Source organism: uncultured Jannaschia sp. (genome assembly GCF_947494055.1).
Lineage (GTDB): Bacteria > Pseudomonadota > Alphaproteobacteria > Rhodobacterales > Rhodobacteraceae > Jannaschia.
The window spans coordinates 1-15,516 of record NZ_CANLTR010000056.1; the positions used below are offsets into that span (position 1 = coordinate 1).

15 protein-coding genes and 2 pseudogenes are annotated in these 15,516 nt (G+C 62.5%); 8 read left to right on the forward strand and 9 right to left on the reverse strand.

What is annotated here, in order from left to right; translation table 11 throughout:
- From Q1A87_RS21060 to Q1A87_RS21070, 3 genes are all read right to left on the reverse strand, one after another.
- The coding region (locus Q1A87_RS21060; RefSeq protein WP_299656127.1) for a hypothetical protein at positions 1 to 229 on the reverse strand (229 nt) is incomplete at its 3' end.
- Positions 230 to 243: 14 nt separating this feature from the next.
- Positions 244 to 2,685: an EAL domain-containing protein gene (locus tag Q1A87_RS21065; RefSeq protein ID WP_299656129.1), complete on the reverse strand. Its 2,442-nt coding sequence runs from the start codon at positions 2,683 to 2,685 to the stop codon at positions 244 to 246.
- 81 nt (positions 2,686 to 2,766) lie between these two features.
- On the reverse strand, positions 2,767 to 3,063 hold the full coding sequence (locus Q1A87_RS21070; protein WP_299656130.1) for a hypothetical protein: 297 nt from the start codon (positions 3,061 to 3,063) through the stop codon (positions 2,767 to 2,769).
- A gap of 89 nt (positions 3,064 to 3,152) precedes the next feature.
- Between Q1A87_RS21070 and Q1A87_RS21075 the strand changes: the two genes are divergently transcribed.
- Positions 3,153 to 3,590, forward strand: coding sequence for an ATP-binding protein (locus Q1A87_RS21075; protein ID WP_363323040.1), 438 nt, complete (start codon positions 3,153 to 3,155; stop codon positions 3,588 to 3,590).
- Between the two features lie 28 nt (positions 3,591 to 3,618).
- Here Q1A87_RS21075 and Q1A87_RS21080 read toward each other — a convergent pair whose 3' ends face one another.
- Positions 3,619 to 4,551 (reverse strand): IS5 family transposase, encoded by a 933-nt coding sequence (locus Q1A87_RS21080; RefSeq protein WP_299656132.1) that lies wholly within the window; start codon positions 4,549 to 4,551, stop codon positions 3,619 to 3,621.
- A gap of 72 nt (positions 4,552 to 4,623) precedes the next feature.
- Here Q1A87_RS21080 and Q1A87_RS21085 point away from each other — a divergent pair, with 72 nt between their 5' ends.
- Both Q1A87_RS21085 and Q1A87_RS21090 read left to right on the forward strand, forming a co-directional pair.
- Positions 4,624 to 4,983 (forward strand): NADPH-dependent FMN reductase, encoded by a 360-nt coding sequence (locus Q1A87_RS21085; RefSeq protein WP_299656156.1) that lies wholly within the window; start codon positions 4,624 to 4,626, stop codon positions 4,981 to 4,983.
- 77 nt (positions 4,984 to 5,060) lie between these two features.
- Complete coding sequence (locus Q1A87_RS21090; protein ID WP_299656134.1) at positions 5,061 to 5,726, forward strand: trimeric intracellular cation channel family protein; 666 nt, start codon at positions 5,061 to 5,063, stop codon at positions 5,724 to 5,726.
- A gap of 128 nt (positions 5,727 to 5,854) precedes the next feature.
- Here the strand turns inward: Q1A87_RS21090 and Q1A87_RS21095 are convergent, their stop codons facing one another.
- A complete protein-coding gene (locus Q1A87_RS21095; RefSeq protein ID WP_299656136.1) occupies positions 5,855 to 6,904 on the reverse strand; it encodes an AI-2E family transporter in 1,050 nt (349 codons plus the stop codon).
- Positions 6,905 to 7,125: 221 nt separating this feature from the next.
- On the opposite strand from Q1A87_RS21095, the gene Q1A87_RS21100 reads away from it, so the two are divergent.
- The 4 genes and pseudogenes from Q1A87_RS21100 to Q1A87_RS21115 form a co-directional block, all read left to right on the forward strand.
- Positions 7,126 to 8,676 carry a phospholipase D family protein gene (locus Q1A87_RS21100; RefSeq protein WP_299656137.1) on the forward strand — a complete coding sequence of 517 codons (1,551 nt, stop codon included), beginning with the start codon at positions 7,126 to 7,128 and terminating at the stop codon, positions 8,674 to 8,676.
- A gap of 158 nt (positions 8,677 to 8,834) precedes the next feature.
- Positions 8,835 to 9,202, forward strand: a pseudogene (locus Q1A87_RS21105) (transposase); the annotation flags it as partial.
- 204 nt (positions 9,203 to 9,406) lie between these two features.
- On the forward strand, positions 9,407 to 10,348 hold the full coding sequence (locus tag Q1A87_RS21110; RefSeq protein ID WP_299656139.1) for an IS110 family transposase: 942 nt from the start codon (positions 9,407 to 9,409) through the stop codon (positions 10,346 to 10,348).
- A 46-nt stretch (positions 10,349 to 10,394) separates the two neighbouring features.
- A pseudogene (locus Q1A87_RS21115) lies at positions 10,395 to 11,046 on the forward strand (IS5 family transposase); the annotation flags it as partial.
- A 57-nt stretch (positions 11,047 to 11,103) separates the two neighbouring features.
- Here Q1A87_RS21115 and hmpA read toward each other — a convergent pair.
- Positions 11,104 to 12,312 carry an NO-inducible flavohemoprotein gene (gene hmpA / locus Q1A87_RS21120; RefSeq protein ID WP_299656141.1) on the reverse strand — a complete coding sequence of 403 codons (1,209 nt, stop codon included), beginning with the start codon at positions 12,310 to 12,312 and terminating at the stop codon, positions 11,104 to 11,106.
- Between the two features lie 133 nt (positions 12,313 to 12,445).
- Between hmpA and Q1A87_RS21125 the strand changes: the two genes are divergently transcribed.
- The gene (locus Q1A87_RS21125; RefSeq protein ID WP_299656143.1) at positions 12,446 to 12,910 is read left to right on the forward strand and encodes an Rrf2 family transcriptional regulator; all 465 of its coding nucleotides are present in this window, start codon (positions 12,446 to 12,448) and stop codon (positions 12,908 to 12,910) included.
- 66 nt (positions 12,911 to 12,976) lie between these two features.
- Here Q1A87_RS21125 and Q1A87_RS21130 read toward each other — a convergent pair whose 3' ends face one another.
- From Q1A87_RS21130 to Q1A87_RS21140, 3 genes are all read right to left on the reverse strand, one after another.
- The gene (locus Q1A87_RS21130; protein WP_299656145.1) at positions 12,977 to 13,627 is read right to left on the reverse strand and encodes a 5-formyltetrahydrofolate cyclo-ligase; all 651 of its coding nucleotides are present in this window, start codon (positions 13,625 to 13,627) and stop codon (positions 12,977 to 12,979) included.
- Positions 13,627 to 14,064: a PACE efflux transporter gene (locus Q1A87_RS21135; protein ID WP_299656147.1), complete on the reverse strand. Its 438-nt coding sequence runs from the start codon at positions 14,062 to 14,064 to the stop codon at positions 13,627 to 13,629. The genes Q1A87_RS21130 and Q1A87_RS21135 overlap by 1 nt, the downstream gene beginning before the upstream one ends.
- 98 nt (positions 14,065 to 14,162) lie before the next feature.
- Entirely contained in the window at positions 14,163 to 15,281 is a 1,119-nt protein-coding gene (locus Q1A87_RS21140; RefSeq protein WP_299656150.1) for an HPP family protein, read from the reverse strand.
- Positions 15,282 to 15,516 lie beyond the last annotated feature (235 nt).

Here is a 15,516-nt window from a genome sequence, read left to right on the forward strand (position 1 = left end):
CCCGATCGCGACCGCGCACAGCACTCGAGACGAAGACAAGAAGACCTAGGCAGCGACGGTGCTTCAGAAGTTCGGGCGGGGTTTGCTCTGCCTGCAGGTTCTCGCCATTAATCGGAACGAAGGACGAAAAGAGGCGACGCAGGCGCACGTCCAGTTTCAGACTATCCATGGCCGCCGCCTCCGGTACTCCGGTGGCGGGGCTGGTTTGGAATACGATCCAGCGGAACAACCGCCAGTTCCTAATCAGGCTTCCGTAAGCCCAAATCGATTCATGCTACCGGACGAGCGAAGCATGGGCACCACATTTGTTTCGGACCACTCATGTACGATTGCCGTGGCGGTTGCGGAATCCATTGGTTTCCCGAGGAAGTAGCCTTGTGCTGTATTACAGCCGAGGGCAATCAGTCGTGTGAGCTGTTCATCGGTTTCCACGCCCTCAGCCGTCGTCTGGATCGAAAGGTCGTTGGCCATGGACGTCACAGCACGTACCACCGCCAACGCACCAACGGCGTCATCCTCGATGTTGATGAAACTGCGATCGATCTTTATCCGATCAAGCTTGAAGTCGCGCAGATGCGCGAGCGAGGAATAGCCCGTCCCAAAGTCGTCCATCGCAATCCGAACACCGATCTCGCGCAGCGTCTGCAATGTCTGGGCAATCTGTTGACCGTCCTCGACCATCGCCGTCTCGGTCAGTTCGAGTTCGAGCCTGTTTGGCTCGACCCCGTGAGTCTGAAGCGCCTGCAGAACTTCTGTCACCAGTCCGGGGCTTCGCATCTGTACCGGGGAAATGTTGACTGCCACGTGCAGGTGCCCCGGCCAGAGTGCGGCTTGGCGGCACGCCTCGTCCAACACCCAGGAGCCAATCTTCGTAATCATTCCGTTCTCCTCGGCCAACGGAACGAAGTCGAGTGGCGCTACGCGACCGCGCTCCGGGTGATTCCATCGGATCAAGGCCTCGAACCCAGCCAGCTTCTGGTCAGGTAACAGGTAAAGGGGCTGATAATGCAGTTCGAACTCACCGTTCTCGAGGCCCCTGATCAGATCGGCCTCGATGCGCTGACGCGCGATGGCCTTTTCCATCATGCCTGTCTCGTAGCGCACCGCACAGTTCCGCCCCTGTGCCTTGGCGCAGTACAGGGCGAGATCGGCCTTCTGCATCAAGACGCCACTATTCTCGTCGGCGCCGGAGACAGCGTAACCTGCGCTGCAGCCGATATTGATCGTATGCCCGTCCACCATGAACGGCGTGCTGAATGCAGCGACGATGCGCTGGCCAAGCTCGTCACCGTCGTCGCGCTTCTTCGGTTGCAGCAGGATTGCCAGTTCGTCCCCGCCGAGCCGGAAGATAAGGTCGTTATCCCGACACGTTTCACGAAGCCGTGCCGCGGACTGCACGAGGAGGGCATCTCCGACCGCATGTCCGAGCGTATCATTCACGGCCTTGAACCGATCAAGATCAAGCATCAGCACACCAACCTGCGGTGTTGTTGCAAGTAAGCGATCGACGGCCTCGCAGAAACTGCGTCGGTTCGGCAGACCGGTCAACGCGTCGTGGTAGGCCAGATGGGTCATCTCGGCCTGGGCGGCGCGCTCTTCGGAGACATCGTCATAGGTCAGGATAGCCCCGCCGTCGGGCATGGGGCGACAGCAGATGCGCAGGATTGTTCCGTCATCATAATGATGCTCGAGCCGCATCTCGTCCTCCTGCGACATCCACATGTAATGATTGTCGAGGACGCGTTTTACTCGGGCATCGTCCCAACCAAGCCGCTGTCCGGCATTCGCCAGAAACTCGGCCAGTGGCATTCCGATGGCTACGTCACCGGGCTCGAGATGCAACAGTTCACAAACACGCTCATTGTGCAGGCCGATTATAGAGTCCGATGCAACGAGAATGAGTCCATTCGACATGTGGTGAAGCGCAGCTGAAAGTTCCCGATACTGTCGCGCCTGAGCCGATTTTATTGATTGGACATACGCCTGGATCCTCGCATTTTCCCTCGAGATGAGAATGGCTATTCCGCAGCATGCCAGGGCGCCAAATAGTGTATATCCATTCAAGGTCCCCGGTACAGTGATCGCGGCGCCTTCATTCGAAACTTGAACCAAGGTTGCCGATCCAAATGTAGCAGCGTACGGCGCGCAGAATCCCAGAGCGAGTAATAGACCTGATCGGACCTGCCACCGCCGCTCGGGCGCAAGCGAAAACAGCAAGGCAAAGGCAATCGCGCTAAATACCATACCGCTTGCCGTCGCCAGCCAGTTCAACGATACGATGGAATTCTGTAACGCATTTATTGCCGCAAGGTGCATCGCTCCGATACCGAGACCACTGGCCGCAGCAGCAGCCGTTCTGATGCGATGCTTATCAGCGGCGATGGCGACCCCCAGAAATCCTCCGATTATTGCGACGCCAAAGAGGATCGCAAACAAGCTTCGCGTCGGATCGAGTTCCGAAATCGAGCCCGGCAGCAAGCCAGGAAGCGCAACCAAGTGAGACAGGGAGAAGCCGGCTCCGGCCAGTGCTGCGCTAGCCACAATCCAGGGCCTGCGCTGATGCTGTGGAAGAGCTTCCGCGCGAGCTGTCAAAACCAGAACGGTAGTGATCGTCAGTAAGCAAACGATCGCCGCAGAAACAGAGGAATATATCAATATTGATGAAAAAAGGGAGCTGTAATTCATTATCTCGAACTACTCATCGTGCTAGACCTATTCGAGTACTAAATGTAAAGCAGCAGGTTCTAGATGAGGAAATGAAAGGAATTACTTTACAAACTGTGAAACGTAAAGTTTTTGCCTTTCGCTTTCGCCCTTCTCCTTTCTCATTGTTGTTCTGTTGTTCTTATAATAGAATTGAGCATTCCTTTTAGGAAGTTTTTCAGGATGACCGATACGCTCTATATCGGTCCGATCAACGCGCTCGCTTGTCCGGTGCCCGTCAACGAATAGTTCTACATTCTTGTCCCGTTGCTTCTGATCGCTGCGACGGCGTTCTTCCCGTTCGTTCGGGAGCTCGGTGGGTTCGACTTCGCCGCCCAGCCTTTCATCGATCGTGACCAAGTCCGCGACCTGGCCACCGGGCGCTTCATCGCCAACGGCGATGCGCTGCTGCTCCTGGGTCCACTCTGCGTGGCAAGACGCACCTCGCGGTGGCGCTCGGGCGCGAGGCGATCGTCGCGGGCTACACGGTGCTCTCCACCGGCGCGATGGAGCTGGTGGCGAACTTGGCCAAGGCCCAGGCCGCGGGTCGGCTCGAGGAGCAGCTCGCGCACTATGCCAAGCCCAAGCTGCTGATCGTCGACGAGCTGGGCTACCTGCCGCTGGAGCCCGATGCCGCGCATCTGTTCTTCCAGTTGGTGTCGCGGCGCCATGAGCGCGGCGCCATGCTGGTGACGTCGAACAGGGCGGTCGGTGAATGGGGCAGCGTCTTCGGCGACGCCGTGATCGCTACGGCCATCCTCGATCGGCTGCTCCACCACTCCCACGCATTGCCTCGCATGAAACGTTACCCGACGCTGCCGTTGCCGCGCCCTGTTCGCTACGGACGACCGGGGTGGACGCGACGTTGTTGCGCAATTGCAGCTTGAGGTGTGCGGTCCCCTTTCCCTGTTGAGGTTAGACGACGGCTTCCATCTCGGCCCTGCCAAGGGCTGAGAAGCGGTTCATGATGGCGATGCGGATCAGGATTTCGGCGGTCTGGCGGTCGGGGTCTCGTGACATGATCCTCTCGCCGAAGAGCTTCAGGCGGTTCATCCGCGCCTCGACCCGACTTCGGACGTGGTATTCCGCCCATTTCCTCCAGAGCGCCCTGCCCAGATGTCGCGTCGCGCGCAGGATCTCGTTGCGTGCGCTGGCAGCTGGACAGCCCTCTTTCCAGGCGCGGCCGTTGCGGCGGATGGGTATGATCGCGTTCGCGCCACGCTTGATGATCGCGCCATGGCACCGCCGCGTGTCATAGGCACCGTCCGCGGGAACGGTCTCGATCTGCTCATCTTGCGGGATCTGAGCCAGCAACTCCGGCAGCATAGGGCTGTCACCCTGCCTGCTCGAGGTGAACTCGACCGCGCGGACATCTCCCGTGCCTGCGTCCATGGCGAGATGGACCTTTCTCCATTGCTTGCAGCGTGATGCGCCATGCTTGCGAGCCAGCCACTCGCCATCGCCGCGAAACTTGATGCCTGTGCTGTCCACCAGTTGGTTGAGCGGCTGCCCGGAGGCGCGATACGGGATCTGCACCGCGATCCGCGCCCGGCGTCGGCACAGCGTCGAGAAATCCGGCAGCGGCCAATCTTGCCCGGCCATCCGGATCAGGCTTTCGACCAGCCCGACCGTCTGGCGCAGCGGGAGACCGAAAAACACTTTCAACGTGAGGCAGGTCTGTATCGCGGCATCGGAGAAGGTTTTCGGCCGTCCCTGCTGGCCAGACTTCTTCGCGTGCCAGGCCATGTCGGGATCGAACCAGATCGACAGCGAGCCCCGCTTCCGCAGTGAGGCGTTGTAGGCTGACCAATTCGTCGTGCGGTAGCGGCTCGGAGAAGAATTCGGCATGCGCCTGATCTAACTGTCAGGATTAATCACGTGAATCCCTCGCATCTTTGCGCAACAACGCCGGTGGACGCGATGCTTTTCGTGACGCCGGAATACAATTGCTCGATCCCGGGCGCGCTCAAGAACGCGATCGACTGGGCCAGCCGACCCTGGGGGCAGAACGCATTCAGTCGCAAACCATCCGCAATTATCGGCACCTCGCCTGGCTCGATCGGGACCGCTGTAGGCCAGCAGCATCTGAAGAGCATCCTCAGCTTCTGCAACTCGCCACAGATGAATGCGATCGAAGCCTACATCCAGTTCACGCCGAACCTGATCACCGACGAGGGCGAAATTTCGAACGACTCCACCCGGGAGTTCTTGCGAAACTACATGGCCGAGTTCGAAGGTTTCATCGGGCGGGTCTACAGGGCTTATCCGAAACCGGCGTAACTCGCATGCCGTGGCCGGCCTGACGAAGACCCGGCGCCGGTCCAGCGCGTCCTGCCGACAGATGATCCGGACCAGCCATGGCTTCGGGCAAGGAGTTCTTTCTGACCTTCGATGTCTTCATGTCACTGCTCGACTGGTTCGGTGTCGTGGTCTTCGCGATCACCGGGGCGCTAGTCGCTTCCCGCAAGGAGATGGATCTGACCGGTTTCGCCCTGCTGGGAACCGTGACCGGCATTGGTGGCGGCACAATCCGCGATCTACTGCTGGGGATCCGGCCGATCTTCTGGGTCGAGGACCCGCGATACGTCCTCTTCTGCGTCGCGGTCTCCGCCCTCGTCTTCCTCACCACCCCTGCGATCACCGCGCGGCGACGCCTGTTGCTCTGGTTCGACGCGGTCGGGCTCGCCCTCTTTGCGGTGACGGGCGCCGAGCGCGCGCTCGAGGCTGGAACCGGCGCCGTGGTGGCCGTTCTCATGGGCATGATAACGGCTACCTTCGGTGGGATCATCCGGGATGTGCTTGGAAACGAAAGCCCCGCTATCCTGAGCCGCGAGGTCTACGCTACGGCTGCTCTCGTCGGCGCCGCGGCCTTCGCGATGCTGATGGCCGTCGGCGTCGATCGGGAGGCGGCGGTGATTGCGTCCGTGCTTGCCGGCTTTCTCGTCCGGAGTGCCGCACTCATCTTTGGATGGTCCTTGCCGCGCTACCGGCCCCGGCCTGGACGACCCGATGGAGAGCCATGACGTGCCGCCGAGGGGGTGGAACCGGCGCGGCGGCCCCGGCCGATCCCCGGTTCGGAGGCCGCCAGGTCCCGACCGGGGCCGCGCGCAGGTTCGGGCGGGAGTCGCCGGGGCGTCGGCGACGCTTCCGCTCATCTCTCCGCCTCGTCCGGCTCGACGCGATGGCCGAGCCGGTCCTCGACGTAGAACATGCGGATCGCCGTGAAGATCACGAAGAGGATCGGCGTGGCGAGCAGGACGCCCAGGAGCCCAAAGAGCACGCCGAAGGCCACCACGGTCACGATGATCAGGGCGGGCGGCAGCGAGGTGGCGCGCTGCTGGATGTTCGGGGTTATCAGGTTCCCTTCGACATTCTGGACGATCACGGTCAGCAAGGCGACCCAGATCGCCGAGACGGGATTGTCGGAGAATGCGACGAGGACGGCCGGCGCGCCGCCGATATAGGGGCCGAGATAGGGGATGAAATTCGCGACGCCCGCGATCAGGCCCAGAGCGAGGGGCTGCGGCACCTCGATCAGCCAGAGGCCGGCCGTCATCATCGCTGCGACCACGGCCATGGCGAGGAGCTGACCGGCACTCCACCGCCAGAGGCCGCGGCCGACCACGTCGAGAAACCGTGCCGCCCGCTCCTGCCGCGCCGCGGGAAGGAGCAGGAGCAGACCCCGCCGGTAGAGCGCCGGGTTCACCGCCAGAAACGCGGCGACCGACAGGACGATCAGGAGGTTCGCAAACACCCCGAACAGGGTCGAGACGGTCCCCGTGATCGTTCCGAAGATGTTCCAGTCGCTCTGATCGGACCGCTCCCGGAACCGGTCGAGAAGGAAGCTGCCCCATTCGTTCGACGCAAGAAACGCCTCGAGGCTCTCGATCGCTTTCGGAAGGGTTTCGCGCAGGGTACCGAGCTGCTCGGCCACACGAGACCCGATACCCGTCACGAACAACACGAAGAAACCGACCCCGATGACCAAGGTCAGGAGGAGAGCCAAGGTCATTGGGATCGGCACCATCCGACGCAGGAGCTCGGCGGCGTGACGCAACACCACTGCCAGGAGAACGCCGGCAAAGACCAGCAACAGCACGTAGGTCAACTGCCAGATCGCCAGCGCAACGCCGACGAGCACGAGTGCCGTCGTCACCCACCCGGCCGCAACCGCTCCGACATAGGCGTTCCTACTCGACATTCCGGACCCGTGCTGCTCATCCAACTCGATATTCCTCTGCGACGACCGGTTCGATCGAAACCGTTGGATCATCCTGTCGTTCCGGGCCCCATTCGCGCGGGCAAGACTGCACGACTTCATTCCGACAGGACGAGGCGGCAACACCGTTGACGTGGAAAGGCCTCGCACGCCCAGGACGAGGCTGTCACCATGCAGGGCACGGGACAGGACGGGACAGGCGAATGTTGGGTCTGCTAAAAGTGGTCGCCGTGGTCCTCGCGGTCGCCGTCGGTGCGATCGCGGTTTGCAGGCTCGCGTTTCCCCTTCCCGACATCTCGCGACGTGAGGCGAGCCATGCCTTGCCGGCCGATCCTGCGACCACTCTCGGCCAGCGCATGACCGAGGGGCTCGCGGCACACCCCGGGCTGTCGGGCGTGGTCCCGCTTCGAGAAGGCCATGACGCCTTGAGCAGCCGACTGGCGCTCGTATCGCAAGCCGAGAAGTCGATCAACGCGCAATACTACATCTGGCACGACGATGTCTCCGGCGTCCTGCTTTTGGGCGCGCTGCAGGAGGCGGCGCGGCGCGGCGTGCGGGTGCGCCTCCTCCTCGACGACAATGGCATCCCCGGGCTCGATCCCTTCCTCGCCGCGCTGGACGCGGAGGATAATTTCGAGGTCCGGCTCTTCAATCCCTCGACCGTGCGCAGTCCGAAGCTCGCGGGCTACGCGTTCGACTTTTTCCGGATGAACCGCCGGATGCACAACAAGTCCCTTGTTGTCGACGGCGCGGCGGCCATCGTCGGAGGCCGCAACATCGGCGACGAATACTTCCGGGTCGGCAGCGACGCCTTCTATGTCGACATGGACGTGCTTGCGACCGGGGTCGTCGTCTCGGAGACGGCGACCGTGTTCGACGCCTACTGGAACAGCCTGTCGGTCCACGGGGTCGACGCCATTATCGGCGGCACCGGCGATCCGGCCGGGTTCGCGGCCCGGCTGGCGCAGGTCCGTGCCGACCCGGACACCGAGACCCTGCTCGCCGACCTTCGAACCAGCGCCGAGGCCTTCGCCGCCGGTGACGCCCCTCTGGAATGGACAGACGTGCAACTGATCGCCGACGATCCGGTCAAGGGCCAGGGTATCGCCACGCGGGACCAGTTGATGATCTCTCGTCTCACCGAAGTGCTGGGAGGCGTGGAATGGCGGCTGGATCTGGTCTCCGCCTACTTCGTACCCGGGCGCAGGGGCACCGACCGCCTCTCCGACCTCTCGGCGGCGGGCAAGGATGTACGCATCCTGACGAATGCGCTCGACACCACCGACGTCCTGATGGTCCATGCCGGCTACACCAAGTATCGCCGCGCCCTTCTGCAGGCAGGTGTCGCGCTCTACGAATTGAAGCTGCGCGGGGAGATGGCGTCGAAAGGGAACCTCCAGATCAAGCCGTTCGGCCTTTCGGGCGCCAGCCTGCACGCCAAGACCTTCGCGGTGGACGATGCGCGAATCTTCATCGGCTCCTTCAATTTCGATCCGCGCTCCGCAATGCTCAATTGCGAGATGGGCTATTTGATCGACAGCCCGGCATTGGCGAGACGCGTCGGTGCCACCTTCGACGGACCGTTGGCAACCGTCAGCTATCGCCCGGAACTGACCCCGGACGGCAAGATGGTCTGGCAAGAGGAGCTCGGCGACGGCGAGAGCGTCACCTATCAGGAAGAACCGGGGGCAACGTGGTTCCAGCAGATTGCCATCGCCGTGATCGGCGTTCTTCCGGTAGAATGGTTGCTGTAGGGCATTACCCGAATTGAGAAGGTTGCAGAAGCTGACGTCGATCGCCTGTGAACCACTCCGGGTTTGCCGGAGGCTGATTGGGGTTAGTTACGCGGGGCTCTGTTGCGCAAATCGCGTGCGGGATTCATGTCGTAAATTTAGCGTGGTAGCTGGACGCCATGAGCAGACCGTCGTCCAGCACCTACAAAACCAAGAACTGGCCAGCCTACAATGAAGCGCTCAAGTGCGTCGTTTCACGACCTCGCTGACGATCTGGTTCGATCCCGACATGAGCTGGGACGCTGCGCCATCTGGCAAGCAGGGCCGCCAGCAGACCTACAGCGTTCCGGCCATTCAGACATGTCTGACGATGAAGGTCCTTTTTGGCATGGCGTTGCGGCAGACGACCGGGTTTGGCGAGAGCCTCCTGCGGCTGGTGGGGCTGGACTGGCCGGTGCCCGACTTCAGCACGCTGTCGCGTCGCCAGAAGACCTTGGCCGTGAACATCCCCTACCGGGGCTCCAACGGTCCGCTGCATCTTCTGATCCCTCTTGTCTTATGCATTCCCCAGCTCCCGGTGTATTTTGGGAGCGGCCACGCGGATTGCGCATGTTCGCGCGGTGGCGGGGGATGGATCGCACCCCTCTTGGTCGCAAGGGACCGTTCCCGAGTAGGGTCGCCCCCGCCTTTTCTTCTGACCTGAACGGATACCAGGGCGCGAGGCCCGCATGACAAGACGAGGTGGAGGATCATGACCATGCAAGACACGATCGGCGTGGACGTCTCGAAGGATTGCCTGGACGCCTGCCACGCGGGTGCAAGCGACCATCGCCCGTTTTCCAACGACACGTCCGGACTTACAGCCCTTTGCCGGTGGGTTCGGGAACGGGGCGACGTGCTCGTCGTGTTCGAAGCGTCCGGTGCCTATCACCGGGATCTCGAGCAAGCTCTGGCACGGCGCGGCTTGCCCTTTGCCAAGGTCAATCCACGGCAAGCTCGACGGTTCGCCGAGGCGATCGGCCAAGTCGCCAAGACCGACCGCGTGGATGCCGCGATCCTCGCCAGAATGGGGGTCGCACTGCAACTGGAGCCGACACCGGCGCTGCCCGAGCATATGTCCGAACTCCAGGACTTGCTGGTCTACAGGCGCGGACTCGTGAAGGACCGCACTGCGGCGCAGGCCCGGCTGAAGGCGGCAAGGCCGAAGCTTCTCCGACGTCTTCTCGCCCAGCGTCTGGCACAGATCGAGCGGCAGATCGGATCGGTCGACGGTGCCGTGCGGGCTCTTGTTCGCGCGGACCCGGACCTGCGTGGGCGTATGGACATCTTGGTCAGCATCCCTGGCATCTCGACGGTATCGGCGACGGCCATTCTCGCGGATATGCCCGAACTGGGCCAGATGTCCGGCAAACAGGCCGCTGCTTTGGCCGGTCTGGCGCCTATGTCCCGTCAATCCGGACGATGGCAGGGACACGAACGCATCCAAGGCGGGCGATCCTCCGTTCGCCGATCTCTTTTCATGCCAGCGCTAAGCGCGATCCAGCACAACAGTTCGGCCAAGGCGAAGTTCGAACAACTCGTCAGTGACGGCAAGCCGCGCAAACTCGCCCTAACGGCAATCATGCGAAAGCTTGTCGTCACCGCCAATGCACTCCTCCGAGACGGAAGGAAATGGACCGAAGAGCCCGCTTGATCATCACGGATACTCGGGACATTGCTGTGCAATGCCCTGCCGGGCAGTGGACAGCACGGGCATCAAGGTCGAGGGCGAAGGCGAATGGCATGCCCGTAAGCATGGCGGGGCCAAACGGCGCGTCTGGCGCAAGATGCACCTCGGGATCGACGAGCAAACACTGAAGGTCCGTGCGGTCGAGGTAACCGGAAGCCACATCGGCGACGCGCCGGTGCTGCCTGACCTGCTCAACCAGATCCCGGCCGACCAAGAGATAGGCAGTGTCACCGCCCCTCTCGGGATCATGCTTCGCATGACCCTGCCGGGCAGTGGACGGCGCCTACGACACTCGAAACTGCCACGATGCGATCGCGGACCGCGGCGCCCAAGCCGTCATCTCGCCACGGAAGAACGGCAAGCCATGGAAAGCCGTCACCGCCGGTGCGTTCGCCATGGCTCTCGGACCGATGGCGACCCATGGCTCACCGCGCAACGAGGCCCTGCGGGCATCGAAATACCTGGGCCGGGCCATCTGGCGCCGATGGAGTGGGTATCACCGCCGGAGCCGCGTCGAGACAAAGATGCCTTGCGTCAAACTGCTGGGCCAACGGCTCATGGCGCGAGACTTCGATCGCCAAGTCGCCGAGCTCCAAGTCCGCATAGCCATTCTGAACGGCTATATCGCGCTCGGAATACCCGTCACAGAGGCCGTAGGATGAGTCCGCTCGGGGGAAGGGGAACCTTGGCCGTCAGCTGATTTGCGCAACAAAGTCTGTTCAGACCGACATCAGCTCGTCGGCAGGACCAAAATACTCGTAGTGAATACGGTCCTGCGCGACGCCGGCTTGCGCCAGACCGTTGATGAACGTTCGCAGGAATGGTTTGGGGCCACAAATGAAGTAATCGGCCTCGCGTATCGGCGTGTTCTCTGTCAGCCACTCGGTTGAGATGCGGCCCGCGGCGTCGTAGTTCTCTCCTTCCCGGTCTTCGGAGCGTGGACGCTCATAGAAGACCGTCGCGTTCGAACCCGAGCGCTCCGCCAGTCGCCGGACGCGCTCGCCCATGGCATGGACCGATCCGTCGAGCGCGCCATGGACGTAATGCACCGGCACCTGACTTGGCTGCTCGGCCAGCGCCTCGAACATGCTGATCATCGGCGTCAGGCCGACGCCGCCGCTCAGCAGAACGACAGGACGGGTTGGTTGTTCGGGCAGGTAGAACTCGCCTGCCGGTGCGCTCACCTTGAGAATAGTGCCAGTGCCCGCATGCTCGTGCAGCCATCCCGAAACGATGCCCTGCGGCTCCCGCTTGACGGAGATGCGATACGTTTCGCCGTTTGGCGCCGCCGAGATGCTGTAATTCCGCTTCTGCGGTTCCTGGCCCGGGATCTCGATCCAGAAGGTGAGGTACTGGCCGGGCCGGTGCGCCATGACCGGACCGCCATCCACCGGGCGCAGGATGAAGGAGGTGATGATTTCGCTATCCGGCGTCTTTTCTTCGACACAAAACTCCCGCCAGCCTGTCCATCCGCCCGGAGTCGCCGCGATCTCGTCGTAAAGCACTGTCTCACGCGCGATTAGCAGGTCGGCCAAGAACCAATACGCCTCGCCCCAGGCAGCTAGCACGTCATTGGTTGCGGCGTCTCCCAGCACGTCCTCGATGGCCCTGAGCAGAGCATCTGCGACGTAGGGATAGTGCTCGGACAGGATCTGCAGGCCGACATGTTTCTGCGCGATCCGCTCTACCGCCGCGCCAAGTATGCCGAGGTTGTCGATATTGCGCGCATAAGCGAGGATCGCGCCCGCCAAGGCTTTCGGCTGCGAGCCGGTTTCACCGTGGTGCGACTGGTTGAAGAGGCTCCGAATCTCCTCGTTCTCGAACAGACGGGCATACATCGCGCGCGTGATCTTCAGCCCGTGCGCTTCGAGCGCCGGAACGGTTGCTTTCACGATTTCGATCGTCTTCGAACTCAGTTGACCGGTCATGCCTTCTTCTCCGTTCTTCGCGGCGCCACTATACATGTATCGTCGCGACATCTTTATTCGCGTGATGTAGCGAGTTGCCGAAAAGATGCAATAGGAATACATCTATTCGGAACTGAACCCAGATCGGAGCTACATGCGACTGACCCGTTTCACCGATTACAGCCTGCGGGTGCTGATGTACCTCTCGGCCCGACCCGAGCGGCATTGTTCGATCTCCGAGATGTCAGAGGCCTATGGGATCTCGCGCAACCATCTGATGAAGGTGGTCCATGACCTTGGAAAGGCAGGCTTCGTGACCAGTATCCGCGGTCGCAGCGGCGGCATCCGCCTCGCTCGTCCGCCGGCCGAGCTTTCGGTTGGAAAGGTCGTGCGCTTGGCTGAAGCGGATTTCCAGCTCGTAGATTGTTCGACCTGCGTTATCGCAAGCGGCTGTGGAATGAGCAGCGTGCTAGACGAGGCGGTCGCTGCCTTTCTTGCCGTACTCGACCGATACACGTTTGCCGACCTGCCCAAGCGCGAGGTCGACTTTCTCTCGCTGTTCCCATCCCTAGGAAACGCCACGCCAAGCTATAACGCCGAGCCGATACCGGAAGATTAGAGCGAATATCCCATTCGGTTTCACTGGATCGCTGACATCGTCGATTGACCTCTCGTTATCCCGGGTTCAGGCGCGATGCCGAACGGATCCGTCGGCGAGCACCACGTCATGCATCGGGATGTCCCAAGGCATCGGGTAGATCGTCGGAATGCGGCAGCCGGGGAATCCGACGCCGATGACCCGTGGCAGCGGCTCGAGTTGCGCCAGTGTGCGGTCATAGTAGCCGCCGCCGTTGCCGAGGCGGTAGCAATCCTCGTCGACGCCGACGAGCGGCGACACCACCACGTCCGGGATCATCTCCTGCCCTTCGCTCGGCACCGGGATGTTCCAGACACCGCGCTCCATCGCGCAATCCGGCGACCAGGAGCGGAAGATTAGCGGCGCCGCCTTCTCGACGACGATCGGCAGCAGGACGTCGACACCGGTCGAATGCATGCTCGCCATCCAGGTGCGCAGGTCCGGTTCGCCGCGGATCGGCCAGTAGGCAGCGATCCGCATCCCCGGTCGCAGTTCGACGAGCTCCCCGAGCGCATTCCCGAGCGTCGCCGTCATTTTGTTGCGATCAGAGCTCGAGATGCGCCTGCGCGCGTCCATTAGCCGGTCTCTTTCGGCCTTGCGAAACCGTGCGACGTCCCGTGCCGCCTCAGGATCGATAGGTTGCCCGCCGATTAGCTCGTGCGCGGAACAGGCCGGCGAGCCGCCTCGATCATTCTCCATCAGATTCTCCCTCCCGCGGTCGCGCCGGCGCCCGGTGGAACCATGGCGTCATAGATCCAAGTGAAGGCGAACGCGTAGACGGCATAGAAAGCTGCAAACGACAGGTCCATCATCAGCGCCGCCAAGACCGTGATGCCCAGCCACCATGCGAAGAGCGGCAGTAGCAGCAAAAGCAACGTCGTTTCGAACAGGAGCGCATGGACGATCCGGATCGGCACCGTCTTGCGCGGCGTCCCCCTCGCCTGCCGCAGGCTGTGGTCGAATCCCAGGTTGAAGAGATAGTTCCAAGCCGTCGCGGCGGTCGCGCCGAGTATCGCCAGCGGACCCATCTCGTTCAGCGGATGGCCGAAGATCCACGAGAACAGGGGCACTGCGATCAGCAGACCCACGAGCTCGAAGCTGACGGCCTGTCGGATACGATCGGAGGTGCTGCGCATGAACGGCTCCCGCTTCTCGTCCGGGCCGTCCCGAATGCTGTCTCGATCGTCGAGCGAGGTCGTCCTCGAAACCGGAGATATGCCCGGCTGGGAAAGCTTCAAGCTGAGACGCCCCTCAGGCCCGCCCGCCGTTCGTCCGAGCCTCGGAGGAGGAGCCCTATGATGTCGGACCGGGTCAGGATACCGGCCAGCTGTCCCGCTCGCGTCACGGGCACGACCTCGACCCCCTGCGCCGCGAGCCGATTTAGAAGCAGCCCGACCGGAAGATCGTGAGGCACGGCTGCTGTCGCCGGCCGCATGATATCCGAAGCCATAAGTGTAGAGCGCTTCTGTCGCAGAGCCGTCACCGGTCCGGCTACGATGAGGGGCGCAATGAGATCAGCTTGCAGCACGAGACCGAGGAGCTTCCCGTGGTCGTCGATGACGGGCAGGCTCTTGATCGCGTTATCCCGGAACAGTCTCGCCAATTCAGTGAGCGGCGCGTCCGGACGCGCGGTGATCAGGTCACGGGTCATCACGTCGGCGCAAGTGGTACCATTGAAACGATGCTGCGCGGCCTCCTCCTCTGCCGCCGCCAGCAGACGGCCAAGATCCGCAACGCCGAGATTGGTGGACTGGTTGAAGCGCGAGAGGAGCGCGCCAAGGTCGTCATTCGTCAGCCCGAGCCGCAACGCCGCCTCGCGACCCTTTGGGGTGTCGGCCTGCCGGAACGGATAGGCGCGGCCAGTAAGATGATTGTAGCCGATGGCGGCGACGACGAGCGTGGCCGTGGTAATTCCGACCGGTACAAATGCGAACCAGACACCCGCTTCCAGGACCGGCTCCGGATCGAGCACGCTCAGCAGCGCCACCGCGCCGCCCGGCGGGTGCAAGGCACGCAGCATCATCATCGCCAGGATCGCTCCGCCGACGGCCAGGCCGGCCGTCCATGGCGCAGGAACAAAGGTCAGGGCTGCGAGCGCGACCAGGGCCGAAATGACGTTGCCGACAAGAGCCGACCACGGCTGCGCCAGCGGGCTGTTGGGCACCGCGAAGAGCAAGACCGCACTCGCCCCGAGGGGGGCGACGAGAGCGACGGTCAGCCCCGAAACAGGGCTACCCGTGGCGACGAGGAGAGAGCACAAGAGGAGCCCGACAACGGCCCCTGCCGCGGCGCGAAGCTGCTCCGGGAGACGGAAGGGCGACATGGCCGGCAGGAGATGTCGGAGAGAACGCATCTAGGGGAAACACGCACTTATGGGGCAGATCGCTGTAGCGCGACAATTTGGATGAGAAGAGCGCGACAATCTGGATGAGAAACGGGAGTGTCGCGGCGAGTGCGAGCATCGCGGCGACGGGCGCCGCGAGCAAGGGTTTTCTCATCGTGATTGTCGCGGAGCGTCAATCAGCGAGCGTTTTCGGTGTCGCGCGTGTCGGTGGTCGACCGGGTCCCTTGCGGCGTTCGACAGCGGT